Here is a 25,770-nt window from a genome sequence, read left to right as displayed (position 1 = left end):
GCTGACATGTCAGAACGCGATCCCTTCGCGCGCCCCGACAGCGAATTCAACACCCTCCCGTCCTGGACCTGGATCGGTTGCTACGGCGGGTACTACCTGCAGTCGGATCTGCTGTCGGATCAGGGGTTCGAACACGGATTCTTCACCCGCCGCTGGCAGGGCCGCGGACCGGATGAACTGGCTGGTTATCTCAGTGCCGGCGTGAGTGTGCACCGGCCGCAGCAGATTCACAGCGGAATCGTCCTGGACGCGAGTGATGCCATCCAGGCCCCCTGGCCGGATGCGGATGGACTGGTGAGTGACCGTGGCGGCCAGAGTCTCTGGGTCTGCGGTGCCGACTGCACCCCGGCGCTGATCGCCGATCCCACCACAGGTCATGCCGCCGCCTGTCATGCCGGCTGGCGGGGCGTGGCCACGCGGATTCTGCCGGAGGCGATCCTGCGGCTGGAACAGCGCGGGGCCCAACGACGTGATCTGTTGGTGGCGCTGGGTCCTGCCGTGAGCGGCGCCCGCTATCAGGTGGGGCAGGAGGTGGTGGATGCCGTCGGACTCGCCCTGTCAGCAGAGCCCGGAGACCCAAGCTCCGATCAGGAGGTTCTGCAGCGGGACGGCGCAGTTCAGCAGGACGCCGAGGCCGGACGTCACCGTCTGGACATCCGACGGGCCGCCCGGCTTCAGCTCCAGAACGAAGGGATCACAACCGAGCGGATCGCCCTCTGCCCGCTCTGCACCGTCGGGGAACCCGAGTTGTTCCATTCCTGGCGTCGCGATCAGGTGAAGGCGGTGCAGTGGAGCGGCATCGTCGCTCAGGCCGCATCGGGAGACGCCTCCCCCACCAGCTGACGGGCCACGGCCTCGGCAGCGCGGATGCCGTCAATGCCTGCCGAGAGGATGCCGCCCGCATATCCGGCCCCCTCTCCAGCAGGAACCAGCCCGCGGGTGTTGAGCGACTCCAGCCGCCCATCGCGCGGAATGCGCACTGGGGAGGAGGTGCGGGTCTCCACGCCGGTGAGCACCGCATCGGGGTGGTCGTAGCCCGGCAGACGCTTCGCAAATGCCGGCAGAGCTTCCCTGAGGGCCTCGATGATCGGCTCCGGCAGAACGGTGCTGAGATCCGAGGGCGTGACGCCGGGTTGATACGACGCGGTGATGCTCCCGAGGCTGCCGGAGGCCCGCCTCGCCAGGAAATCCTCCAGACGCTGGGCTGGAGCGGCATAACTGCCTCCTCCGAGGCGGAAGGCCCGTTCCTCGAGATCTCTCTGCAGAGCCACCCCGGCAAGGGGGTCGCCGGGTTTGCGGGAATACGGCTCGAGGTCTTCAGGCTCCAGATTCACCACGAGACCGCTGTTGGCATTGCGCTCGTTTCGCGAATGCTGACTCATGCCATTCGTCACCACACGGCCGGCCTCGGAGGTGGCGCCCACCACGAAACCGCCGGGGCACATGCAGAAGCTGTAGACGCAACGGCCGTTGCCGGCGTGATGCACCAGTTTGTATTCGGCGGCCCCGAGCTTGGGGTGACCAGCCATCTCCCCCCAGCGGGCCTGATCGATCAGCGGTTGAGGGTGCTCGATGCGCAGGCCCACCGAGAAGGGCTTCCGCTCCAGTTGCACACCAACACCGTCCAGCATCGCGAAACAGTCCCGGGCCGAATGGCCGGGTGCCAGCACCAGGTGCCGGCAGGGAATCCGGCGTCCGTCCGCCAGACGGACGCCAGCCAGCTGCTGAGGTTTCTCCGTGTCACCGGACTCCAGCAGCAACTGATCGACACGGCTGGCGAAGCGCACTTCACCCCCAAGGGCCTCGATCCGTGCCCGCAATCCCCGCACCACCGTGGCCAGCTTGAAGGTGCCGATGTGCGGCCGGTGCAGCGTGAGGATCTCATCGCTGGCGCCGCTGGCCACCAGTTCCTCCAGCACCTTGCGGCCGTAATGCTCCGGGTCGCTCACCTGGCTGTAGAGCTTGCCGTCGGAGAAGGTGCCGGCTCCCCCCTCGCCGAACTGGGCATTGGATTCCGGATCGAACGCCAGCCGCCCACGCCAGAAGCCGAAGGTCTGGAGGGTGCGCTGCTTGACCGGTTGTCCCCGCTCGAGCAGGAGCGGCCGGAATCCCATCTGCGCCAGCAGCAAGGCTGCGAAATAACCGCAGGGGCCCGCTCCCACGACCACCGGTCGCTGCTCGGGACTGACAGGAAAGGCCGGCGGGGCCTTTGCCACCATGCGGTATCGGGTGTCAGGCGCGGTGCGGATGCGCGGGTTGCCTCTGTGACGTCGCAGCACCGCCGCTTCACTGCGGACCGCGACATCCAAGCTGTAGATCACCTGGATGCGATCCCGACGCCGGGCATCGATGCTGCGCTTGACCAGCCTCTGGTCCAGCAACTGATCCGGTGGAATCCGCAGACGGCGCAGCACCGCCTCCTGCAGATCATTCGAACCATGCTCCAGCGGCAGACGCAGTTCGCTCAGTCGCAGCATCGTCACGCTAATGAGAGTCGTCGGCCGCGTCCGGGGGTGTCTGCGGTGCCTCAGAGACACGCCACTGGGCCAGGACACCCGCCAGCAACAGCCCCAGCCCGAGAGCAGCGGCCAGGGGGCGGTTCTCCGCCGCCACCCCTTGCCCCCAAACAGCCGTTGCTAGGAAGGCACCGCCCAGAAGCAGACAGGGGACCAGAACAATGCCCCGGGCAACGCGATTGTCGGCCATCTCAGGCTGGATCCCCCGGACAACTCGACTGGGCAAGACCGGCATTCACCAACCCGGTGCTGAGGTCCACGGTTTCCCCAATCGGCGTCACCCGAGCCAGCAGGTGTCCGTCCCGTGATCCCACCGGGCGCAGATTGACCCTGCGACGCCGGGGCAGCCTCTCCCGCAACCAGGACACCGCGGCAGCGTCGCCCCCTTCCGGAACCGTGAGACAAGGCAGTTCCACCGTGTAGGTGCGGTTGCGGTCGCCGACCTGAAGCAGGGACGGCGTGCGGACCTGCAGGACTTCAGCAGCCGACGCTGGGGAAACGGCGATCACCAAGAGAACAAGGATGATCAGGACAGGACGGATCACAGCGAAGCCCCGCACTGGGGACAGAACAGGTGCTCGTGGGCTGTGGTGGCTCCACAGGCAGGGCAGTTCCGGGTTGTGTCCATGGCCAGTTCCGGATGGGCGGGCAGGCCGACCATCTGAGCGTTGCTCTTGCCGGGGGGAACCATCGGATAACAGTTCTCACCTCGCCGCACGTGCACGTCGATCAGCATCGGTGCGGGTGTGTTCAGAGCCTGCTGCAGCTCACCATGCAGCTGATCACGACTGGTGATCTTCACGCCATCAACCCCGAAGGAACGCGCGAGGGCAATGAAGTCAGGCATGCCGTTGAGCATGTCCGATGCCGAATACCGCTCCCCGTAGAAACTCTCCTGCCACTGGCGCACCATCCCCTGCCAGTGGTTGTTCACGATCACCACCTTCACCGGCAGGCCGTAGGCCGCGAGGGTTCCCAGCTCCTGAATGTTCATCAGGATGCTGGCATCGCCGGCGATGCAGATCACCTGCTGGTCGGGACAGGCCACCTGGGCTCCCATCGCCGCCGGCATGCCGAATCCCATGGTGCCGAGACCGGCACTGCTGATCCAGCCCCGCGGTCCGTTGCGGAGGTATTGAGCAGCCCACATCTGGTGCTGACCCACGTCGGTGGTGACAATGGCCTGTGGAGCCAGGTCACGCACCTTCAGCAGCACCTCCTGCGGATAGATCTCACCCTCTGCCGGAGGGATGGTGAGGGGATAGCGCTCCTTCCAGGAGGCGATGCGGGCGAGCCATGCGGTGGTACGGGGCTCGGCGGGATGCTGAAGGCTCAGTTCCACCAGACGCGCCAGACTCAGGCCCAGATCTCCGAGCACCGCCACCTCGGCCTGCCGGTTCTTGCCGACTTCCGCAGGATCGATCTCGAAGTGCACCACCCGGGCCCGGGGCGCGAAGGTGTCGAGCTTGCCGGTGACCCGGTCATCGAAACGGGCTCCGACCGCGATCAGCAGGTCGCATTCGGTGACGGCGAAGTTGGCGTAGGCCGTGCCGTGCATGCCGAGCATGCCGACGGAAAGCGGGTCGTTCTCATCGAAGGCTCCCTTGCCCATCAGCGTGGTGGTGACCGGCAGCTGGAACCGATCCGCCAGCACCTTGAGACTCTCGTGAGCCGCCGCCGAGATCGCCCCGCCGCCGACGTACAGCAAAGGGCGCTGAGCATCCCGGATCAGACCAAGCGCGGCACGGATGGCGTCATCCTCCGGTGGCAGGGGCTGGCGAAAGCCTGGCGGCACGACGGACCCGGGTTCGACCGGCACGTAGTCGAACTGCTCCTGGCCCACATCCTTGGGCACATCGATCAGCACCGGGCCTGGACGGCCGCTGGCAGCGATCAGAAAAGCCTGGGCGACGATCGCGCCAAGATCCGCAGGATCACGCACCACCCAGGAGTGCTTCACGATCGGGAGCGTGATCCCGAAGATATCGGTTTCTTGAAAGGCATCCGTGCCGATGGCCGGGCGGGGCACCTGACCGGTGATCACCACCATCGGCACGGAATCCATCTGGGCCGTGGCGATACCCGTGACGAGGTTGGTCGCACCGGGGCCTGAGGTACCGAAACAGACACCGACTTTTCCGGTCGCCCGTGCGTAGGCATCGGCCGCATGGGTTCCCGCCTGCTCATGGCGCACCAGGATGTGCCGGACCCATCCCTCGCTCTCGGCGATGTGCAGAGCGTCGTAAATGGGGAGGATGGCTCCGCCCGGATAGCCGAAGATCGTGTCGACCCCGTGCCGGCGCAGGGCGTCCATCAACGCTTCCGCCCCAGTGGTCCGACGAGCCAGAGCGTTGGATGCGGTTCCGTCAACAGCCGTGGAGGCGGACGTGAGGGTCACGGAGTCACCGGCGCGGTTGACCCTCCAGATTAAGGGCCGACGGGTGAATCAGGGCCTCACAGCAGGCCTAGGGCATGCAGGGGGCCTTGACCGCTGATCAGCTCCAGCAGAAAGGCCGAGAAGCCCAGCATCGCCAGGCGTCCGTTCCAGACTTCGGAACTGTTGTTCCAACCCCACTCCCACTTCTCCTGGGGATAAAGCTTCACCTTGGTGGGCAGCTCAGCAGCGGCATCAAGACTGACCTCCGGTCCGTCGAGGCTGGTGGTGACCAGATCCGCCAGGCCCTCGATGAAGGGGGGGTAGGTGTCGAGAGCCCTCACCCTCCGGAAATTGACCACACCGGCTTCCGTGGCCAGTTCCCGGTACTCAATGTCGATCTCCTCAAGCGTTTCGATGTGCTCGCTGACAAAGCTGATGGGAACGACCACCAGGTCATTCACCTTGGCTTCGCCGAGCTCCTCCAGCGCCTCCTCGGTGTAGGGCTTGAGCCACTCCACAGGGCCGACACGGCTCTGATAAGCGAGCGTGTGGGGATTGGGATGGCCCATGAGCTCCCCCAACCTGGACATGATCAGAGCAGTGCAGGCCTCGATCTCCTGCTGGTACGGGTCGCCGGCCTCTTCGACGTAACTCTTCGGAACCCCATGGGCACTGAAGAAGACATGGGCCTGCTGGGGGTCGTCACTGTTGCGAACCTCCTCAGCGATCAGCTCGGCCATCGCCTGCACATAGCCGGGATGATCGAACCAGCTGCGGATGCAACGGATCGGCAGCTTCCTGAAGGCGTTGTCGTCCTGTCGCAGCCGCTGCAGTTCCCGGAAACTCGACCCGCTGGTGCTGATCGAGAAGTGGGGATACAGGGGCAGCACCACCACCTGATCCATCCCGTCCGCCTTGATGTCGGCCACCGCCGACTCGGTGAAGGGATGCCAGTAGCGCATGGCTACATAACTCGTGGCATCGATGCCGCGCTGACGCAGAAGACTCTGCAGTTCGCGGGCCTGCTGCTCGGTGATCCGACGCAGTGGAGAGCCTCCGCCGATGGAGCGGTAAGCCTTCTGGGATTTGCCGCTGCGCAGGGTGCTGATCAACCAAGCCAGTGGCTTCTGCAACGCCGGGCTCGGCAGCCGGATGATCTCCGGGTCAGCGAACAGGTTGTAGAGAAAGGGACCGACATCCTGAATCCGCTCCGGGCCCCCGAGGTTCAGCAGGACAACGCCGACGCGAGACATTCGGTCAATAGAGGAATCATGGGGGTTGAGAGTAGCCCGCGTGAACGTCATGGTGGGTCGCCGATGTTGCTGCGATGGATCTGCGCTGCGCGCTGGAGGAGCTCAATCAGCGTCTGGCGCATCAGGGGACGCGCCTGCGACTGGAGCAACGGGGACAACGTCTGAACCTGAGAGGTCCCTTGCCGGATCGTCACGATCCCGGTGACAGCAGAATCCAGCGCATCAGCCTCGGGCTCAGCGCTGACCGTCAAGGACTGGTGGTGGCCGAGCAGACCCTGCTGATCGTTCAGCGACAACTGGATCGGGGGCAGTTCCGATGGGATGACTGGCGCTCCAGTTCAGTGGATGGCAGCTCGCGTCGAACAGCCGGCGACGCCATCGAGGACTTCGAACGGGCCTTCTTCGCCGATCCGCGACGCCGCCGATCTCCGGCGGGAAGCCGAACCACTTGGACCAGCGCCTATCGCCCCTATCTGAGACGGCTGCTGCCCCTCTGTGGCGACGGAGAAATCACGGCTCAGCGACTCACGGAAACCCTCTCCAGCTACGGGGATGGCAGCCGCAGTCGACAGCAATGCGCCACGGCACTGGCCGCCCTGGCAGCCCATCTGATGATCGATCTGCCCCAGGACTGGCGCCAGGAGGCTGCCGGGTATGGCCTGCATCAGGCCCGGTTCCGGCGGTTACCCATGGACGCTCAGATCCTCGAGGGGGTCCTGCGCATCCCAAACCCACGCTGGCGGCTGGCCTACGGACTGATGGCCACCTACGGCCTGCGGAACCATGAAGTGTTTTTCTGTGACCTCAGCCCGCTGGCAGAGGGGGGCGATCAGGTGATCCGGGTGCTGCCCACCACAAAGACCGGCGAACACCAGGTGTGGCCCTTTCAGCCGGACTGGGTGGAACGCTTTGGGCTGCGACAGCTGGGTGACACCTCTGACGCACTGCCCGCGATCTGCACGGATCTGCGGCGCACAACGCTCCAGCAGGTGGGCCGCCGTGTGAGCGAACAGTTCCGCCGTTATCAGCTGCCGATCACCCCTTACGACCTGCGGCATGCCTGGGCCGTGCGCACGATCCACATCGGCCTGCCGGACACCGTCGCCGCCAGGATGATGGGACATTCTGTCGCCATTCACACCCGCACCTATCACCACTGGATCACCCGACGCGACCAGCAGCAGGCGGTGGATGCGGCCCTGGCCCGGCAACACGCTTGATCATCTGATGAGCTCTTTTCTGCGGCCCCTGGCCTACCGCCACCGTTGGATCTACGACACGGTCACGGCCGTGTCGTCGCTGAGCGTGGGAGGCGTGGAACGCCTGCGAAGCCTGGGGCTGGAGGTGCTTCGGGATCGGCTTCCAACCGGCGCTGCCGTGCTGGATCTCTGCTGCGGCAGCGGCGAAGCGGCCGCCCCCTGGCTGGCGGCTGGATTTGCGGTGACCGGGCTAGACATCTCCCCCCGTGCACTGGACCTTGCTGCCGAACGCCACCCGGCGATGACGCGTGTGGAAGGCCTGGCGGAGGATCCTCCTCTGCCGGACGGCCAGTTCGCAGCGCTTCAACTGAGCGTGGCTTTGCACGAATTCCCCCGGCCCGATCGGGAACGGGTGCTGAGCAGCAGCCTGCAGCTGCTGCAACCCGGCGGCTGGTTGGTGCTGGTGGATCTGCATCCGGCAGGGCCGTGGCTGCGGTTACCGCAACAGCTGTTCTGCGCTCTGTTCGAAACCGACACCGCCACCGCCATGCTGGAGGACGACCTGCCTTGCCAGCTGCGGCAACTCGGCTTCACCGGTGTGAAGCAGGAGCTTCTGGCAGGGAACGCCCTGCAACGGATCACGGCCCAGCGGCCCTCTACCTGAAACCTGATGACCCAATCCGACCTGGACAGCAAAGCCTCCGAACTGGGCATGGGAGGCCACTTGGCTCCGGAAACCGATGACGCCGGGTATCGCAAACGCATGGAGCGGCGCCAGCAGGTGCAGCGCCAGCGCGTGGAGGAACGCAACAGGGAAAAGGGGCTGGTGCTGGTGTTCACCGGTCATGGCAAGGGCAAGACCAGTGCAGCCCTTGGGCTGGTGCTGCGGACTCTCGGCCACAGCGAGCGCGTGGCGGTGGTGCAGTTCATCAAAGGAGGCTGGGAACCCGGGGAAGCCCGCGCGCTGCGGGCCTTCGGCGATCAGGTCTGCTGGCATGCCCTTGGGGAGGGCTTCACCTGGGAGACCCAGAACCGCGAACGGGACCAGCAACTGGTGGGGGAGGCCTGGCAAACGGCTCTGGGTTACCTGCGCGATGCCGCCATCAAGCTTGTGGTACTCGACGAGATCAACGTGGCTCTGAAACTGGGCTACATCAGCGTTCAGACCGTGCTGGCGGGACTGGACGAACGTCCCGAACTCACCCATGTGGCGCTGACGGGCCGCGGAGCCCCCGAGCAACTGATCGAACGGGCCGATCTGGTCACAGAAATGACGCTTGTGCATCACCCGTTCCGGGAACAGGGCGTGAAGGCACAGGCCGGCATCGAGTACTGATCCGCTCAGGCAGCGGAGTCAAGATCCTCGTTCAGGCGCCGGGTGGCTTCTGTGAGCACAGAAAGACCGCTCACAAGCAGTGCACGGTGAACGATCGGATCCCGCCAGCAGGAGGGATCTCGGCTGGCACGCTCCAGAGCCGACAGGGTGAGGCGGGCCATCACTCCGCTGTGGCTGGCTTCGGTTTCGGCCATCACCTGCTCTCGGCTCATCCATGCAAGCGACGGACGGAGCGTTTGGCCAGTACTTGCTACTGTCAGCGGGATCTGGACCGTTGATGGCCTACGCACGCGTCCTGCTGAAACTCAGCGGCGAAGCCCTGATGGGATCTCAGGGATACGGCATTGACCCCGCCATCGTTCAGTCGATCGCTTCCGATGTGGCGCAGGTGGTGGCCGGAGGAACCGAGCTGGCGATCGTCGTCGGAGGAGGGAACATCTTCCGTGGCCTCAAGGGTTCGGCAGCCGGCATGGAGCGGGCCACGGCCGACTACGTGGGCATGCTGGCCACGGTGATGAACGCCATCACGCTGCAGGACGGACTGGAGCGGGCTGGTGTACCCACACGGGTGCAGACGGCAATCGCCATGCAGGAAGTCGCCGAGCCTTACATCCGCCGCAAGGCGATGCGACATCTGGAGAAAGGCCGGGTGGTGGTGTTCGGCGCCGGCTGCGGAAACCCCTTTTTCACCACCGATACGACGGCAGCCCTCCGGGCCGCCGAGATCAACGCCGACGTGGTGTTCAAGGCCACCAAGGTGGACGGGGTCTACGACAAAGATCCGGCCAAGCACGCCGATGCGGTCAAGCATGAGCACCTCACCTTCCAACAGGTGCTCAGCGGGGAACTGGCCGTGATGGACAGCACCGCCATCGCCTTGTGCAAGGACAACAACATTCCGATCGTTGTGTTCAACCTCTTCGAACCTGGCAACATCGGCAGAGCTGTCGCCGGTGAGCCGATCGGATCCCGCATCGGCAATCCTGCCTGAATCCGTCAGAACCCAATCCTTCAGACATGTCGACCAAGGACCTCGAAGCCAGCATGCGCAAGTCGGTGGAAGCCACCCAGCGCAACTTCAACACCATCCGCACAGGGCGTGCCAACTCCTCGCTGCTGGATCGGGTGAGTGTCGAGTACTACGGCGCCGAAACGCCGCTGAAGTCCCTGGCAACCCTGACCACACCAGACTCCCAGACCATTCAGATCCAGCCTTTCGACCTCAGTGCTCTTGCGTCGATCGAGAAGGCGATCGCCATGAGTGAACTGGGTTTCACTCCCAACAACGACGGCAAGATCATTCGCATCAACGTGCCGCCGTTGACCGAGGAGCGTCGCAAGGAATTCTGCAAGCTGGCCTCCAAATACGCCGAGGAAGGCAAGGTGGCACTGCGCAACCTGCGACGCGACGCGATCGACAAGATCAAGAAGCAGGAGAAGGAAGGCGACTTCTCTGAAGACCAGAGCCGTGATGAGCAGGAGAGCGTTCAGAAAACCCTGGACAAGTTCATCGCCGAGCTGGAAAAGCACCTGGCTGAGAAGGAAGCCGACATTCTCAAGGTGTGAGCCGATCCGACAGGCGGATCCGTGATGTCCTGATCATCGGGTCCGGTGCAGCCGGTGGAGCCGCTGCAGCCCATCTGGCCGCAGCCGGGCACGACGTCCTCATCCTTGAGAAGGATGCGCATCGACGCATTAAGCCCTGCGGCGGCGGCATGGCTGCTGCTGTTCAGCAATGGTTCCCTTTCTCCCTGGAACCTGCCGTGGAGCAGGTCATCCGACGGGTCGATTTCAGCTGGTGCCTGGAGGATCCAGTCGTCGCCGAGCTTCCCGGAGAGGCACCCTTCTGGATCGTGCGACGGGAATGGCTGGATGAGCTGCTGGCGGAGCAGGCCATCCGATCCGGTGGAGAACGGTCTCTGACGGTGAACGTCAGTGAGGTGAGGAAAGCGGAGGACACCTGGGAGGTCGAAGCGAACGACGGGCGCAGCTGGCGCAGCCGGGCTCTGGTGATCGCCGACGGATCAGGATCGCCATGGCCACAGCAACTGGGTCTCGGAGCCCGTCAGGTGCAGACAGCGAGCACCATGTCGGTGAGGCTGGAAGGCCAGGGAACGCTGCAAAACGGCTCGACCCGTTTTGAATTCGGTCTCGTGAAGCAGGGATTTGCCTGGGCCTTCCCTCTGGCAGGCGGAGTCAACATCGGTGTCGGCAGCTTTGTGGGAAGACAGGAGGCCGACCCCGATGCCGTGCTCAGCCGACTGCTGCCTGATCTGGGATTCGAACAGGATGCCGGCATCCGCCAGAGAGGGCAGCTTCGGGTGTGGAACGGGCACCACCGCCTCGATGGTGATGGCGTGGTGGTTGTGGGAGATGCGGCTTCGCTGTGCGATCCCTTCCTGGCCGAAGGCCTGCGCCCAGCCCTGATGAGCGGATGCGAAGCGGCCCGTCACTTGGACGGATGGCTGAAGGGGGAACAACAGAACCTGAAGGGCTACAGCCAGGCGATGCGCGTGCGCTGGGGAGAATCCATGGCCTGGGGCCGGAGGATTGCCCAGGTCTTCTACCGGTTCCCGGGTGTTGGTTACCAACTGGGCATCAAACGGCCAACAGCGCCGAGACGGATCGCCCAGATCCTCTCCGGCGAAATGGGGTACGGCGACATCGCCCAACGCGTGATTCGACGACTACTCCTGGATCGCCGCTGAGCCGATGTGAAGCAAAGCAAGCTTTTTAACAAAGCTTGCAAAGCCCAACAACAGGACTGTCGAACACAATTCCAACAGGCGCCAATCTTGAGGCATCACGCAAAGCCGTTGCGAGTGGTGCCGTTGAAACAAAATTGCTTATAATAAAATTAAGTGTAAGTGCTTCAAATCACATGGGCTCAACCATTCACTCACTGGAAGCCTATGGAACCATTTTCGAAGCATATTTCAGTGGCGACATTCAAAAAGAATACGTCAACAATCTTCCGGCATTTGAACATATCCACCACACCTCGCTGCAAGACAAACTATGGTGGATCAATCAGCTTCGAAACATCGGAGTCGAATCAGACATTCTCAATAGCTACATCGGGGCATTTGTCGACGTCGCCAATAAAGCATCTGAATCAATAGACTATGACAGCACAAACTACGAAACATTCTTCCAGCCAGGGCTCGATGGCCAGGGAACCGATTTCGATTGGTTGTGGAGCAATGATGCCAAAGACCGTCTACATATCATTAACGATCTCGAAAACAACCTTGGCAACGGCTTAGTCACAGAAGACATCATCGAGCAATACAAATCAAGCCTTGCCGATGTGGCCAACAATGCCACCAACAGCTCTGATTACTCATCGGAGAACTATCAATCCTTCTTCAGGCCAGGACTCGATGGCAGAGGGAACGATTTTGAATACATCAGCAGCACCAATCGTGATCTCAACGAAATTGTCTGGTGGATCAACTACCTTGAAGACAACGAAGTTGAGCAGGATGTCATTGATGCTTATACATCTGCCTATGTTGATCTCGCCAACCTCTCAGACCTCAATCGATCATACTCAACCGAAGATTTTCGACAATTCTTTAACCCTGGACTTGACGGGAAAGGTACAGACTTCAGCTGGATCAATGCAAGTGGCGAACTTGAACACACACTGTGGTGGGTCGAGCATCTCGAAAACAATGGTGTCAGCAGTGAGATTGTCGACACCTACAGAAATGCACTAACAGACACTGCCAACAACGCACAGACGGATAGAACCTTCAACAACGAAAACTACGAGCAATTTTTCTCTCCAGGACTTGACGGCAAAGGAACCAAACTGGGATGGCTCAACACCCAGGGGAGTGGAAAGGATTCACTATGGTGGCTTGAGCATCTTCGCAACAACGAAATTGACGAAACGATTGTTGAAAACTACGAACAGGCATTTGTTGATCTAGCCAATCAAGCAAGCGACATTGCAACCTACAGCCTCGACAACTTCAGACTTTTCTTCAAACCAGGTCTTGATGGACGAGGAACAGACTTTGGATGGATAGGGGAACGCGATGTTGACGATCTCCATTGGTGGCTTTCGAATCTTGAACAGAATGGTGCCACCTCGGAAATCCTTGACAATTACTACAATAGCTTCATCGATCTGGCGAACACAGTCGATCCACAGACGACTTACACGTCAACGTCACTCGACACGTTCTTCAGCAGTGACATTTCTGATGTCAAAACAAGCGTGCTCGAAGTCACATTTGAAGGACAAGATCTGGGCGATCTGGTAGAGGATGGAATCTTCCGGGGTGATATCTCACTCCTGGATAAAAATGGCAATGCAAAGCAGACCGACCTGACAGGAATGATCTCACCTGAGGCGTTACGCGGAGATAACGGCGAATGGGAGCAATCATACGAAAGCCTGCATGTCCTTCTCCCTGGCAAGGCAGAGGATGGAGATGTTCTCGTGATTGATGGCGTCAACGACTGGACCTATTCGATGCAGTTGCCGCTATACATGGAGACATCTACTGAAGTTGATCACTCTAATGACAATCAGTACTTTCAACTAGGAATACTATCGGGAAAGAATCGATATGAAATCGATGGAGACGAAGAGGAGGAAGGCCTCATTGACTTTAACCAACAGCAAATCGTGCTCGAGGGGACAGACCACATTCTAGAAAATGGTGATCTGATTGGCTTCTACTGGCATGAAACACTTCCCGAAAGCATCAGAAGTCACCATGCTTATAGTGTTGACTCATTGAGTATAAATAGCGATTACAATCGCACAACGTTCAGATTAGTTGATAGCGAGACATCAGAAGATTTACTATTTTCCGATACAAGACTGCAGCAAAAGATTAACCAACACGAAGCCGACGAAGGAGACAGCGGTCTACGAATGTGGCGAGCAGAACTGAGGGACAACCTGAGGGTTGATCATGAAGCTGTGATCTATGAGAAGAATGGGGATCAGTTTCCTGAAACTGCGCAGGACCCAACCAGCCATCTTGAAGTGGTCTTTGAAGCACCCAATCTGGATGACGTAATCGACAACGGCAAATTTAATGGCTCCATCCGATTGATTGGTGATGATGGCCTCACTAAAGCCGAAAATATTCAGGCCATGCTTCATCCTGATGCATGGATTAACGAGACAAAAGACGAATGGGAAACCAACTACACCCGCCTTCATCTTTTTATACCAATCGAAGCAACAGATGGTGATTCATTAGTGATTGGGGCGGAAAATGCATGGAATCAATCCCTGACACTACCACTCTACGAAGAAACAACAGCTGAAGTAGACAACTCATTCAGAAATGATTATTTCCAACTGGGTGCGAAAATCAATAAGCAAAGACATGAGATCAAAGGTTATGAGGCAGAAGAAGGTTACTTAGATTTTGATCAGGATACGATCATCATCAGCGGAGTTGACCACGAACTGAATGTGGGCGATCTGCTGGGATTTGACTGGCATGAAACTCTCCCATGGAGCATTGAGTCTTATTACGCTTATCAAATCGAGCAATTGACGACGAATAACGTCACGAATGAAACAACCATCAGCCTGATTGATCCAAAGCACCAAGAATCGGTTGAGTTTGAAAGTGATGATCCTGAACAGCAAATCGAAGATTATATGAATGGCGACTCTGATCAGGGTCTTCGCATATGGAGAGCAAAGGAGCGTCATTACATCGCACTAGATCACAACGGAGTCACCTATCAGTCCACTGATGCAGCAGCAGAAGATGATGCCTATGAAAAGACCAGCTTGATTGAAGTCGTTTTCAAAGCCAAAGACTTCGGCAACTTGGTGAGCAACGGTGGTTTCACAGGAAGCATTTCACTGTTGGATCCTGAAGGAGCAATCAAATCCGAAAACCTTAAAGCAGTCGTTAATCCGCACGGATTCACCGACGACAACCTGAGCAGCTGGGAGCAGGAGAATGAACGTCTTTACATCTATATGCCTGAAAAGGCGCAGGCTGGTGACACTCTAAGAATCAATGGTGGTGATGAATGGGAAAAGGACCTGAATCTTCCACTGTCCAGCGAGCTGAGGACCGAAGTTGACTACTCGACGAGAAATGATTATATCCAGTTGGGAATCAAAGTAAATCAGGAGATATTAACTATCAAAGGAGAAGAAGAGCAAGAAGGCTTCATTGACCTGGAAGATCAAAAAATTGTCTTGGAGGGCATCGAGAATTATTTTCAAAATGACGACCTGATCGGGTTCGACTGGCACAGCACTCTCCCGCAGGGACTGGATGAGTACAAGCCTTATCAGATCATCAATTTGGAAACAGAAGACGACACGAACATAACCAGCTTTGACTTATTTGATCAAGAGGCAGGCGAGGTCGTTGATTTTAGTGATGATGCTATCAGCCAAACAATCAAAAACTATAATTCAGGCGATCGTGACAGTGGCTTGCGACTTTGGAAGGCGAAGCAGAAAGAGGTGATCCAGCTAGATCCGGCTGGAGCATATTACGAGATTGAAGGACAAAAAATACAAGCCGATGCAGAGACGAACAATGCCACGATTGTGGAGGTTGTCTTTGATGGAAAATTCGCAGAAGGCTTGGTAACGAACGGACGCTTCACTGGCAGCATCACATTACAAAATAGTGACCTTGAGGTGCGTGAAAAAAATAACATCCGTGCAGAAGACCTTCCGGCACTGATCAACTACAGCTCATGGACAGACAATCATCAAAGTGATTGGGACAAGGAGCACGAACGTTTGCATGTCATGCTTCCTTTCTCAGCAGAGGATGGAGATATCCTTGTGATTGATGGTGGTGATCACTGGAATCAACAGCTCCTACTACCATTCCACAAAAGCAGCAGAACAGAAATTGATCGTAGCGGAAACGATGATTACTTCCAACTAAATATCAAATTCAAAGAAACAATTCATTCCATTGAAGGAGCTGAAAAGCAAGAGGGACATTTAGATTTTGGTACGCATCGAATCGTCTTGACTGGTATTGATCATGAACTGATTGAAGGTGACTTAATTGGATTTGACTGGCACGAGACCCTGCCGGAAAGTGTGCAGGCCTACAAGGGTTATCAGGTTAACGATCTCAAAATCAACCCTGATCTTCAGCAGACATCATTCAAATTATTTGATAGTCAGCAATCGATGGCAGTGAGCTTTGCAAGCAATAATATTCTTGACTCTATTGCACAGTACCAATCTGCTGATAGCAATGATGGCCTACGGATGTGGAAGGCCATCGAAGAAGAGTATCTTGAATTTGACCAAGACGCCTACCAAAAGCAGCAGAATGAGTGGTCAGATAAACAGGAAGTCTCTAGCATTTCAGCACTTGAGATTAATTTCAGGGCAAAAAATTTATCCCACATCATCGACGAGTTTGGCGTATTTGATGGCACAATCAGTCTTGTGGATTCATCTGGGCAACTGATCGATGATGAGATTGCTGGATTAATCCAATCAGACTTTTTCTACCGCAATGATGAAAATTACTCAGATGATTCATGGGAAAATACCCATGAGCGCCTTGAGATTTTTCTGGGGTCAGAGATCTCTGATGGAGACAAACTTATTCTCGATGCCAATCAATACTGGGACAACCCACTTGAACTACCTTTGCATCTTAATTCCTTTACGGAGACAGATCACGGTTCTGAGAACGCATTTCAATTAGGAATTCGCAGCGCTGCTGAAGAATGGAGATTAAATGTTCCCGGCAATGAAGAACAGGAAGGTTGGCTAGATCTTGACAACAATCAAGTCGTTCTTATTGGCGTAAATCATGATATTGTCAATGGAAGCCTTATGGATTTCAACTGGCACGAAGTATTGCCTCAATATATTCGCTCATATCACCCATACCGTGTAGATAATCTGACAATCGACAACTCCAGCAACACTACAAGTTTTAAATTAATCGATTCCGAAGACAACTGGAATGTACAAATGTTTGACGCCAATATTTTCGAGCGGTGGAGTTGGAACAATGGCGTCAATCCAGGAGGCATTGGCCTGAAGATTGCAGAGTCGGTCGTTAATGAGAGGATGGAGCTGAATTGGAATGAGTACGAAAAACTCAAACGTCAACGAGAAGCTGATCGTGATACAACGGAGTTGGCAGCTGTAGAAATCGTCTTCAAGTCAGAGGATATGAGCGCACACTTTGATGAAAATGGTAATTTCAAGGGAAATGTTTCACTTGTCGATGCCAATGATTTGGTATTGGAGGATAATGTAACTACAATGAGAGATGCCAACGCCTACTTCAACGAAGCAGAGGGAGATTGGCAGAGAGAGCATGAAATGGCGCTGAGCTTTTTTAGTAGCGATATCCCGGAAGGATCGAAGATTCTGTTTGAATTTGAAGAATCAAGTACCGAAACACTGGAAATCGGTCCGCTTGTATACGAAACTCGCGCTCTTTCAGATCATTGGAATGACGATGCCTATCAGCTCGATGTCAGGGTGAACGGCAACGAATACACTCTCCCAGGAAGAGAAGATTCAGAAGGATATCTCGATGTCGATATGAATAAGGTCGTCCTCAATGGTACGTCGCTTGAAATCTCAGAAGGGATGTTGATTGATTTTAATTGGCATGATGCACTGCCATACTCAATCGACGAGTGGAGGCCCTATCAGGTTTCAGAGCTCACCATCAACACGAAGAATAAGACAACATCTTTTGGGCTCATCGATACGAGAACTGGTGAGAGCATTACCATTGATGATTCAGATCTTGAAAATCGCTCCGATAATTTCCGTTTTTCCAACCCAGACGGTCTGCGGCTTGCCGAAGCAGAGGTTGAGAACTATCTCACGATTGATTGGGATGCATCAACAACAGAATTGATCAGCCTGAGTGAAGCAGTTGCAGAAGATCTCAAATTTGAAGCCCGAAATCCTGCGGCTCAGGCGAATGATCATTTTTATCATTGGACCGCCCTCGACCTGGCAACAGCAAAAGCCAGCTACAACCAGTTGAGACTGGAATTGAATCCATCCACATCGCAAGATCTTGGCCTCGAAGAGATACCCTCTAACTGGGATTTACGAATTTCTTATGATGATCTGATCAGTGAAGATATTCCCATCGAAAAGATTGAGGGAGAATCATCTCTTCACCTTTTCTTCGACAAAGAGCTTTTTGAATCAATTTTCAACACCGACAATGGCCTGAGCGTTTCTCTACAGATCGGTCCAAATCAAATTCCGTCAGAAACAATCAAACTGGATCAGATCGAAAATCTGAATTCAATCGAAGAGCTACTCCAGTCTCTGCTGGCAGAAGAGAAGCAGTGGTTGTCTGAAAGTTCTGCCACCTACCTGACGACAACGACTACAGCCAATAATTTTGAATCTTATTTCACAGCACCCATATCAATCGATGCAGGACCAGGGTATCACTCAGGACAACAATATAGAGACAAATTGCTTGCAGATGCTTTGTATATTGAACCAGATTTTAATTTGCCTTACGGCTTTGAAGCCAGTGGCATTACATCTGTAGTAACCGAAGACAGTAATTCCTTCTTATACATCATTTCAGATGGCTTCGTCTCGGCACATCAAGACGGAGATGACAGTGCTGAATTCAATTCAGAGAGCACATTGCAGCTATTAAGAATCAACCGAGATGGCAAGCATTCACCCGTCTATTTCACCCTACCAAATAGTTCCAAGGGAGAGTCTGTTTCAATCGACGGCGAAGCCATTACCTATGACCTCAATTCATCAACGCTTTACATTCTGGATGAGGGTGATCTTGACAACAACAGACCATCCAAGATTTTTAGTCTCAGTCTCAATGAAAATGGCGACATCATCGAAACCAATGGGGTGCCAGACATAGTCCGAATCGAAACAATTCCTGACACATCTGAAGAGTCTGACAATCAACACGAGTCACTGGTATTCCTCTCAGAATTTGATTCCATTCTTGTCGGCGAGCAAAAATCAGGAGATGTCTATGAATATGATTTCAGAGACGGGGTTCTTGGCTCTGAGCTGCGGATCATCGAGACCGGCATCAATGATTTAAGAGATCTGGCAACAGTGACGCGGGATGGATCTGATATTCAATATCTTGCAGCATTACATGGAAAATCTGCCGTCATTAATGGAGAGAAAAATAATCAGGGATTGGCATATATTCAACTTCTTGATCTTGAATCTGGAGAGAATATCAATTCAGGTTTCATCAGTGGAGACTTCAAAAATATCGAGGGCATGACGTTTTCCGCCAATGAGTTTATCTTCACGAGTGACAACGGATCCTCTCAAGAAGGAGCCACATACAAGATCAGTTTTGATGACGTATTCCCCCAAGACGACAACTCAGAAACAGCATCCAGCCTGTTCTTCTCAGAATACACAACAGGCCATGGGTCCAACAAATATATCGAGATTTTTAATCCCACTTCATCCAGGATGGAGCTCGATAATTATGCATTCCCAACTATATCTAACAACACAACCACATGGGGGGTCTATGAATTCTGGAACGAATTTCCCGAAGGTGCAACGATTGAGTCTGGAGATGTTTACTTGATTGCAGACCCCGGTGCAGAACCTGGAATCCTTGATCAAGCTGATCACTTGTTCGAATATCTAGGAGATGGTGACGACAGCTTTGCACTGGTTCGTGGGGATCAGACGTCTTACACGGTCATTGACTGGCTTGGCAATTTTGACGATCGAGGGCCATGGGATGTAGCAGGAACAGTTGACGCCACCGAACACAGCACCCTTGTGAGAAAAGAATGGGTTGTCAGTGGTAATGACAACTGGGATTCAGCACGGGGTCACAATGAGGAGGATTCGGAGTGGTTGGTTCTACCTGCAGATGCCTTCCTGAACCCTGGACAAATGGATGATGACTGGAGCTTCTTTGAGGCTCACATCATGAATGACAACGCTTCGACAACCGACCAGATTGAAAACCCTGGCTTACGCTTGCATCCCGCTGATGACTCAGGAGGCGGCCTGAATGAATTCACAGTAGACCTGAAGCTCACAACACCGGATGGAGATACTGAGCAGATTTATAACGCCATCTGGTTTGGAGAAGAAGACAGTTACAACTTTGGGCAATTTATTGACTCTGATCCTGATGGCTTCAGCATGAGCCTTCGAGAATGGGACTCTTGGGATAGTGATCAGGTTAGTGTCCTGAAAGTTGACCGTTATGGTGACAATCTGAATCGCCTATCAGTCAGCGAAGAACCTGTTCAAGCTTTTTGGTCAGACTATCATCCACAAATTTGGATTGAAGGAAATCCCTTTGTCGCTTGGGATCAACAAAGAATCAGTCCAAGACTAATTAATTTAGAAGGTGATTATTTTGATATTGGCGATGACGTTGTCCTGCGATTCAACCTGGAAGTCCCGCATTCTGACGGTCCACATGACTGGAGTGAGTGGAGGGACTATGCGATTATTTTTGATCTTCACTATCAATCAGGCGAGGGACAACTCAGTCAGCAGCAGCGCGAAGATATTTTCTTCGATGAACTTTATCAAGTTCGCGATGGAATCATCGACGAGCTTAACTATCAGCCCAAAGTCTATGCTGGCATCGAAATTGATAGCGATGATGAATTTCTCGAAGCCAACGACTTCCTGGATCTGATCCTGGAGGTGCTTCGTAATGTTGGGACCTCGGCCAATACCAATGAAACCATCTTCTCAGACGATATCTTCGAAATAACGAACAGAAATCAAGTCAGAAATGATCATCGTAATCTTGTCTCTGCCAATCTAGATTTCACTGCGCCACAAGGAGGAAGCAAGCCCCAGATTGATCTATGGGCTTGGACTCTTCACGATCCAAGCAACGAAGAACGATTCCGAGAAGCAGAAGACCGCTACCACAAATCATGGCAAACATATGAAGAAGAGTGGGTCATGAATGTAGGTTCCATCAAACCTACTTTTGAATGGGGCTACACTGATCCGTCAGGGGAAGATTATGACAGCAACAAATCAATTTACATTGAATACCAAGGTCTTTACAGGATTGCTGAAATCACAAATGATGATAGCAAGTCTAATTATAAAGGAGGAGACATCATCCTGAGAATTGACGACAAGCTCGTCGATCCCTCAGCTTATTCCACAGAAATCCAGTGGGGACATCGTCTCAAACTTCGCTTGAAAGATGACAGTGGTTTGACGATCAAGCCAAAATCGACGATCACTTTTGCATTACAAGAAGGTCATGGCTTACGCGATGCGGAAGGAGAATCCATCGTTCTCAAGGAACCACTCAAAATCGATAACTGGGCCCGATATGAGCAGTTTGGTTACGATCTTGACGAGTGGATTTCCCTAAATCCAGACGAAAGTTTTGTTGAAGGCAAGAAAGCAACCTTATCGTTTCACTCCAAGGCTGATCTTACTGACGACTCTACAAAAGCAGTTATTCCAGAAATAAGCGACTTCCAATTCTGGTCCTGGAATCCTCAAAGTGGAGAGCAGACTCAGCTTCAATTTGCTGAAAGCACGATCGAAGTTAAAGGCAAAAAATTAATCTTTGACCTGTCGAATAAGGTTCCGTCGGGAGTGAATATTGATGTTACATACGACCCCATTATTTCAACATTTGCCGATGGCTCTTCAACCAGCGAGCCATTCACAAATGTCAATGGTGCGACAAGCCATAGTTTTCATTGGCATCCCATCGAGAATATTTCTCCAGACGAAGAGGGGCCTTCTGTACGCTGGGCCGATGTTCACGGCAATCGTCTCTACATGGGTCTGGATGACCCTGCTGAAGTTCATGTCAATGGGAAAAGTCTCACGACAACCAACCTTCCCAACCCCATCAATTTCCTGATCACAGCCGGCGTCAACGACGACCGACGATCCATCAGTGCCAACAGCATTCGGATGAACGAGTGGGGAGATCTTGAATTACAACTGGAATCCTCTGTTCAAGTAAATGATGAGGTTTCTCTCAGCTACCTCGGCACAGCCTTAACCGATGGATTAGGTAATGCAACCTCGATCAGAAATCTTGCCATTAACAATTTTTCTGTAGAATTTGACATCAACAATCCAGACACTTGGTTTAACAACATTGACAGTGTCAATGTTGTCTTCAAACAAACTGGCAACGACCTCTCGAGCAGCAATAGTTATATGAATGATAATGGTTCCCTTTCGTCAAAGCACTCTGACTTCCAGATCGCTGACCATTACAACTTCCATCTCGAAGAGATCTCCAACGTCAGTTTCAGTTTGACTGATCAAGGCGGACGGACGCTGGACGATGAAGGCGACGCCAACCTGGATTTCTTTGTCGAGAACATTACACCTCGCTTCACCAACTACATCGGTGGATCACATAATTCTGCACTGGATTCATGGAAAGATTCTCCAAGCAATGATGAACGAAATGTTGTTTTCACTCTTCCCGAAGGTGATTACCGCTTGATCATTGAACATGCAAGTCTCGACGAAGAGATCCAGCAACCGTATCAACTCACAATCGAAACAACAGCCTTTGATTCCGATGCTCTTGATGCTATTCAAATCGGCGGCAATGATGAAGAATCCTTCTCCATCAAGAACAACACTCTGAACCTGAGCGATCAATATGCCGACGAAACAATTGCGATTAACTCCGATGGAATATTCACTCTTGCAATTCTTGATTATGACAATGTTTCGAGTGAAGTTTGGTTTGAAATATTTGACCTCAACGGTCAGTGGTGGGGGAACAGTTATGACGGCAAAAGCGAGCAATATCTCCCCAAGGGCCTCTACACAATCGAATACTTCTCTTCAGGCAATTCGGGAGATATTGATGTTGAATACATACTCGATACAACCACGACGCTGGAAATCGACCAAGACACCTCCAACGATCCAAGTGGGTCATTGGCGATCAATGGAATGGCCTCACAAGGGAAGCTCAATTCTTTAGACACAGAAGATTATTGGTCGATGAAATTGACTGGTGGTGAAATTTATACGATTCGTGCAACTGACTTCAGCCAGCTCAGCGATGTCAGTCTTCTTGTGGACCATCAAGATCTTGGCTGGCATGAAGGAAGCTGGAACTGGGGAACAGAGGATGCGGAGACCGGGGTATTCACTCCATCTGACGAAACAGTTGTGATCGACCTTTCGAGTGATGACAGATTCGAACAGAACAAGGTTTACAACTTCATTGCCAATCTCCATAGCCACAACCATCAACCCACCTCCTACTCACTCCTGATCAAGTCTCATGACACGTTGGAGAACGCTCTTCTGGAGGCCACGAAGAATATCGCTTCCCACTCCGACATCTTCGAATCCTATTTTGGCGATGCCTCAAACCTGAAGGATCTTGTCAAGATCACGAAAGATGACCTCGCCGATCTTGCAGCCTTGCCGGAAGCAACCGACGACGAATTGAAATCAACAAAGGCAAAGCTTGAGAAAGATCTTGGTGAAAAAGGCGAGGAACTTTCCGGCAATCCTCTGATCATCAAATCAACGTTGAAAACAGGCAGTGGAGAAACTGGATCGACACCGATCTTGATGAAGAAACAGACGCCGGAAAACATTTCAGGCAAAGTGAATGAAACCAACAAAGCGGAACTTGCCGCCAATCAGTCTGGAGAATTGCGTCAAGTGAATTCAAGTCGTGAATTCGGCGCCAAGGAGATTGCCTCTCTTGCTGATGCAACAGCTGATGAGGTTGATGATCTCAAGCCAATTTCCAAACCTGTTGATCTTCGGGTTGGTCGAGGACGGGGTACTCTCTCGGGCTTCCTGGCTAAACGTCAATCACTGGTGATGCAGGAGCCTGACCAGTCGATTGCCGTGGAAAGCGATCTTGATGATGAAGACATTCTTGATCTGGGCTTGCAGCGAATCGAAATTGATCTCAGTGATGAAATCCGTGCCCAACTGGAGGAGGGTTCTCAGAGTCTGGTCTGGTACCGCAGACCAGCCAATGCTGATCCCTTCATCTACACCTACGACGAGGTGACGGGAACCGGAGCATTGCTGGAGGACACCGATCCAAGCCAGCGCGGTGCGGATGTTTTGGCCCTGTATGTCCGTGATGGTGCCCGTGGTGATGATGACGGCCTGGTGAACGGTGAGATCACCAGCCCTGGTGGCCTGGCTCTCGTCAGTCGAAATGTCGACTTTGATGCGGTCGTTGGCGAGTCCTCCGGGGGCGAGTCTGGAAGCACAACAGATGACCAGCAGACGGACGATTCCGATCTATCGGATGACAGCCTCGTATCGCTGGGACCGAAAGATATCGACGCTGATGATCAGCTGACGTCGCTCACCGATGGCCTGGCTCTGGCACGCCGATTCATCACCGGTCGGGTCTCCCAGGATCCAATCATGAGTGAACTTGCCTCCTATGTCGGCAGCCGCACCACATCCAGCGACATGATCGATCACATCGATGCAAGTGTGGACAACGGCGATTACGACATGACCGACGTCTACAACGTCAGCGTGACCAACACCAATCCCGGCAGCCTGGACATCACGGATGTCGAGCTGTTTATGCGTTTCACGGCAGGAACGTTCCCTGGTCAGTCCATCACATCAGAACTCTCGACCTTGGAATCGATTTAGAGCTCCAGGGTGAGCTGCTGCATCGAGGCATCCTCCGCAAGACGACGACGTCGACGACGCGTGGTTCTCTGCGGGTTCAGGCCTGCCTTACGGGATCCGTGTCTGCTTTGAATGACCTCAGCGTGCCGATCGAACCCGGCAGAACGACGGATCGCCCAGATCCGCTCTTTCGCCTCACGAGCTGCCGCCGTGCAATCTACGATCGGCGCAGGATGGCCTGCCAGGAATGTCCATGGCTCATGGATATGGTCGCTCGGGACATCAGCGAGTTCCGGGCACCACCGCCTGATGAACACACCATCGGCGTCATGGTCCCGCCCCTGCTTGATCGGGTTGTAGATGCGGATCGTGTTGATCGAGGTGCTTCCTGATTGCATCTGGCACTGACTCCAGTGGATGCCGGGTTCGTAGTCGACGAACTGACGGGCCAGATGCATGCCGCTCTCCTGCCAGGGGAGCCAGAGGTGGTAGCTGGCGAAAGACATCAGCATGGCTCGCATGCGGAAGTTGATCCAGCCATGGGCCTGCAGCGCCCGCATGCAGGCATCCACGAACGGTACGCCGGTGCGGCCTTCGCTCCAGGCCGTCAGTCGATCGCTGTCGGCATGACGAATGCCGCGCATGAAGGGGTGAAAGTCGCTGAATTCAATCGTCGGCTGATCCTCCAGCTTCTGGATGAAATGGCAGTGCCAGTGGAGCCGCGATTCAAAGCTGCTGACGCCGCGACCACTGTGGTTGCGGCTGGTCTGCAGGACCTCCCGCATCGACAGGCATCCCCAGGTGAGATAGGCCGACAGACGTGAACACCCGGTAAACGCCGTATTGGGGCTCGACATGGCCCGTTGATAGCGCGGTGCACGGTGTTGCAGAAAGTCGCGCAATTCCCCCAGGCCGATCGACCGCCCACCGGTCTGCCGCTGCGGACAGTGATCAAGCAGCAGTTCGGGGCAGGGCCGCTCCGGGATCACCCCGGGATCCACACCCTTCAAGACGGGGAGCCCTGCAGGCGGAGACATTAAGGGCTCCGTCATCTGAGCCTCCCAGCGCTTGGCCCAGCCATTGCGGGTGCGCATCCGGCGCGTCACCCCGAACTGGGGAATTTCGGTCCACTCAATTCCGTTCTGTCGGAGCCACAGCCCCACCCGTTTGTCGCGCTGATAGGTCCAGCCGTTGCCTGTTTCCTCATGGCTCCAGAGGCCATCGATACCGAGCTGTCGCCGAGCCCGCTCCAGCACCTGCACCACATCGCCTGTGCGCACCACCAACGGCTGCCCCAGATTGGCGAGGGCACGGCGCAACTCCAGCAGCGCCTCCCTGCAAAAGAGCCACTGGCGTTCGGAGGCATCGGGCTGCTGCCACAGCTCCGGCTCAACGATGTAGAGCGGAAGCACCGGACCCCGCTCCGCAGCAGCCAGCAAGGGGCGGTGATCAACGATGCGCAGATCACGCTTGAACCAGACGATCTGCAGCGGTGGCATTCACTGC

15 protein-coding genes are annotated in these 25,770 nt (G+C 55.0%); 8 read left to right on the top strand and 7 right to left on the bottom strand.

Going from position 1 to position 25,770, the window contains the following annotated elements; genetic code table 11:
- Nucleotides 1-6: 6 nt before the first annotated feature.
- Nucleotides 7-843, top strand: a complete 837-nt coding sequence (gene pgeF / locus SynA15127_RS03705) for a peptidoglycan editing factor PgeF (protein WP_186485050.1) — start codon at nt 7-9, stop codon at nt 841-843.
- Here pgeF and SynA15127_RS03700 read toward each other — a convergent pair.
- From SynA15127_RS03700 to hemH, 5 genes are read right to left on the bottom strand one after another with little or no spacing between them, the layout of a single operon-like run.
- Entirely contained in the window at nt 807-2,477 is a 1,671-nt protein-coding gene (locus tag SynA15127_RS03700) for an NAD(P)/FAD-dependent oxidoreductase (RefSeq protein ID WP_186485558.1), read from the bottom strand. The genes pgeF and SynA15127_RS03700 overlap by 37 nt on opposite strands.
- Nucleotides 2,478-2,484: 7 nt before the next feature.
- Nucleotides 2,485-2,706 (bottom strand): GIVxVP protein, encoded by a 222-nt coding sequence (locus SynA15127_RS03695; RefSeq protein ID WP_186485049.1) that lies wholly within the window; start codon nt 2,704-2,706, stop codon nt 2,485-2,487.
- Between the two features lies 1 nt (nt 2,707).
- Nucleotides 2,708-3,061: a nuclease gene (locus SynA15127_RS03690; RefSeq protein WP_186485048.1), complete on the bottom strand. Its 354-nt coding sequence runs from the start codon at nt 3,059-3,061 to the stop codon at nt 2,708-2,710.
- On the bottom strand, nt 3,058-4,914 hold the full coding sequence (ilvB, locus tag SynA15127_RS03685; protein ID WP_186485047.1) for a biosynthetic-type acetolactate synthase large subunit: 1,857 nt from the start codon (nt 4,912-4,914) through the stop codon (nt 3,058-3,060). The genes SynA15127_RS03690 and ilvB overlap by 4 nt, the downstream gene beginning before the upstream one ends.
- Before the next feature lie 56 nt (nt 4,915-4,970).
- Nucleotides 4,971-6,146: a ferrochelatase gene (hemH, locus tag SynA15127_RS03680; RefSeq protein WP_186485046.1), complete on the bottom strand. Its 1,176-nt coding sequence runs from the start codon at nt 6,144-6,146 to the stop codon at nt 4,971-4,973.
- Between the two features lie 74 nt (nt 6,147-6,220).
- Between hemH and SynA15127_RS03675 the strand changes: the two genes are divergently transcribed.
- Genes SynA15127_RS03675 through cobO form a run of 3 tightly spaced genes read left to right on the top strand, consistent with a single transcriptional unit; the run spans nt 6,221 to nt 8,681 of the window.
- Complete coding sequence (locus SynA15127_RS03675) at nt 6,221-7,366, top strand: site-specific integrase (RefSeq protein ID WP_186485045.1); 1,146 nt, start codon at nt 6,221-6,223, stop codon at nt 7,364-7,366.
- Between the two features lie 7 nt (nt 7,367-7,373).
- The gene (locus tag SynA15127_RS03670) at nt 7,374-8,009 is read left to right on the top strand and encodes a class I SAM-dependent methyltransferase (RefSeq protein ID WP_186485044.1); all 636 of its coding nucleotides are present in this window, start codon (nt 7,374-7,376) and stop codon (nt 8,007-8,009) included.
- A 6-nt stretch (nt 8,010-8,015) separates the two neighbouring features.
- Nucleotides 8,016-8,681 carry a cob(I)yrinic acid a,c-diamide adenosyltransferase gene (cobO, locus tag SynA15127_RS03665; protein ID WP_186485043.1) on the top strand — a complete coding sequence of 222 codons (666 nt, stop codon included), beginning with the start codon at nt 8,016-8,018 and terminating at the stop codon, nt 8,679-8,681.
- A 5-nt stretch (nt 8,682-8,686) separates the two neighbouring features.
- Here cobO and SynA15127_RS03660 read toward each other — a convergent pair whose 3' ends face one another.
- On the bottom strand, nt 8,687-8,875 hold the full coding sequence (locus tag SynA15127_RS03660; protein ID WP_043695673.1) for a hypothetical protein: 189 nt from the start codon (nt 8,873-8,875) through the stop codon (nt 8,687-8,689).
- An 83-nt stretch (nt 8,876-8,958) separates the two neighbouring features.
- Between SynA15127_RS03660 and pyrH the strand changes: the two genes are divergently transcribed.
- From pyrH to SynA15127_RS03640, 4 genes are read left to right on the top strand one after another with little or no spacing between them, the layout of a single operon-like run.
- Entirely contained in the window at nt 8,959-9,672 is a 714-nt protein-coding gene (gene pyrH, locus SynA15127_RS03655; protein ID WP_043695670.1) for a UMP kinase, read from the top strand.
- A gap of 26 nt (nt 9,673-9,698) precedes the next feature.
- On the top strand, nt 9,699-10,247 hold the full coding sequence (gene frr, locus SynA15127_RS03650; RefSeq protein WP_186485042.1) for a ribosome recycling factor: 549 nt from the start codon (nt 9,699-9,701) through the stop codon (nt 10,245-10,247).
- A complete protein-coding gene (locus tag SynA15127_RS03645) occupies nt 10,244-11,389 on the top strand; it encodes an NAD(P)/FAD-dependent oxidoreductase (protein ID WP_255475564.1) in 1,146 nt (381 codons plus the stop codon). Before frr ends, SynA15127_RS03645 begins: the two co-directional genes overlap by 4 nt.
- 35 nt (nt 11,390-11,424) lie before the next feature.
- A complete protein-coding gene (locus tag SynA15127_RS03640) occupies nt 11,425-24,285 on the top strand; it encodes a hypothetical protein (RefSeq protein ID WP_186485041.1) in 12,861 nt (4,286 codons plus the stop codon).
- Here the strand turns inward: SynA15127_RS03640 and SynA15127_RS03635 are convergent.
- Nucleotides 24,282-25,763 (bottom strand): deoxyribodipyrimidine photo-lyase, encoded by a 1,482-nt coding sequence (locus tag SynA15127_RS03635; RefSeq protein ID WP_186485040.1) that lies wholly within the window; start codon nt 25,761-25,763, stop codon nt 24,282-24,284. The two genes, SynA15127_RS03640 and SynA15127_RS03635, sit on opposite strands and share 4 nt — an antisense overlap.
- Nucleotides 25,764-25,770: the final 7 nt, after the last annotated feature.

The organism is Synechococcus sp. A15-127, from assembly GCF_014280215.1.
Lineage (GTDB): Bacteria > Cyanobacteriota > Cyanobacteriia > PCC-6307 > Cyanobiaceae > Parasynechococcus.
Note: the sequence above shows the minus strand (reverse complement) of the source record. Positions and strands in the feature narration are given on the sequence as shown.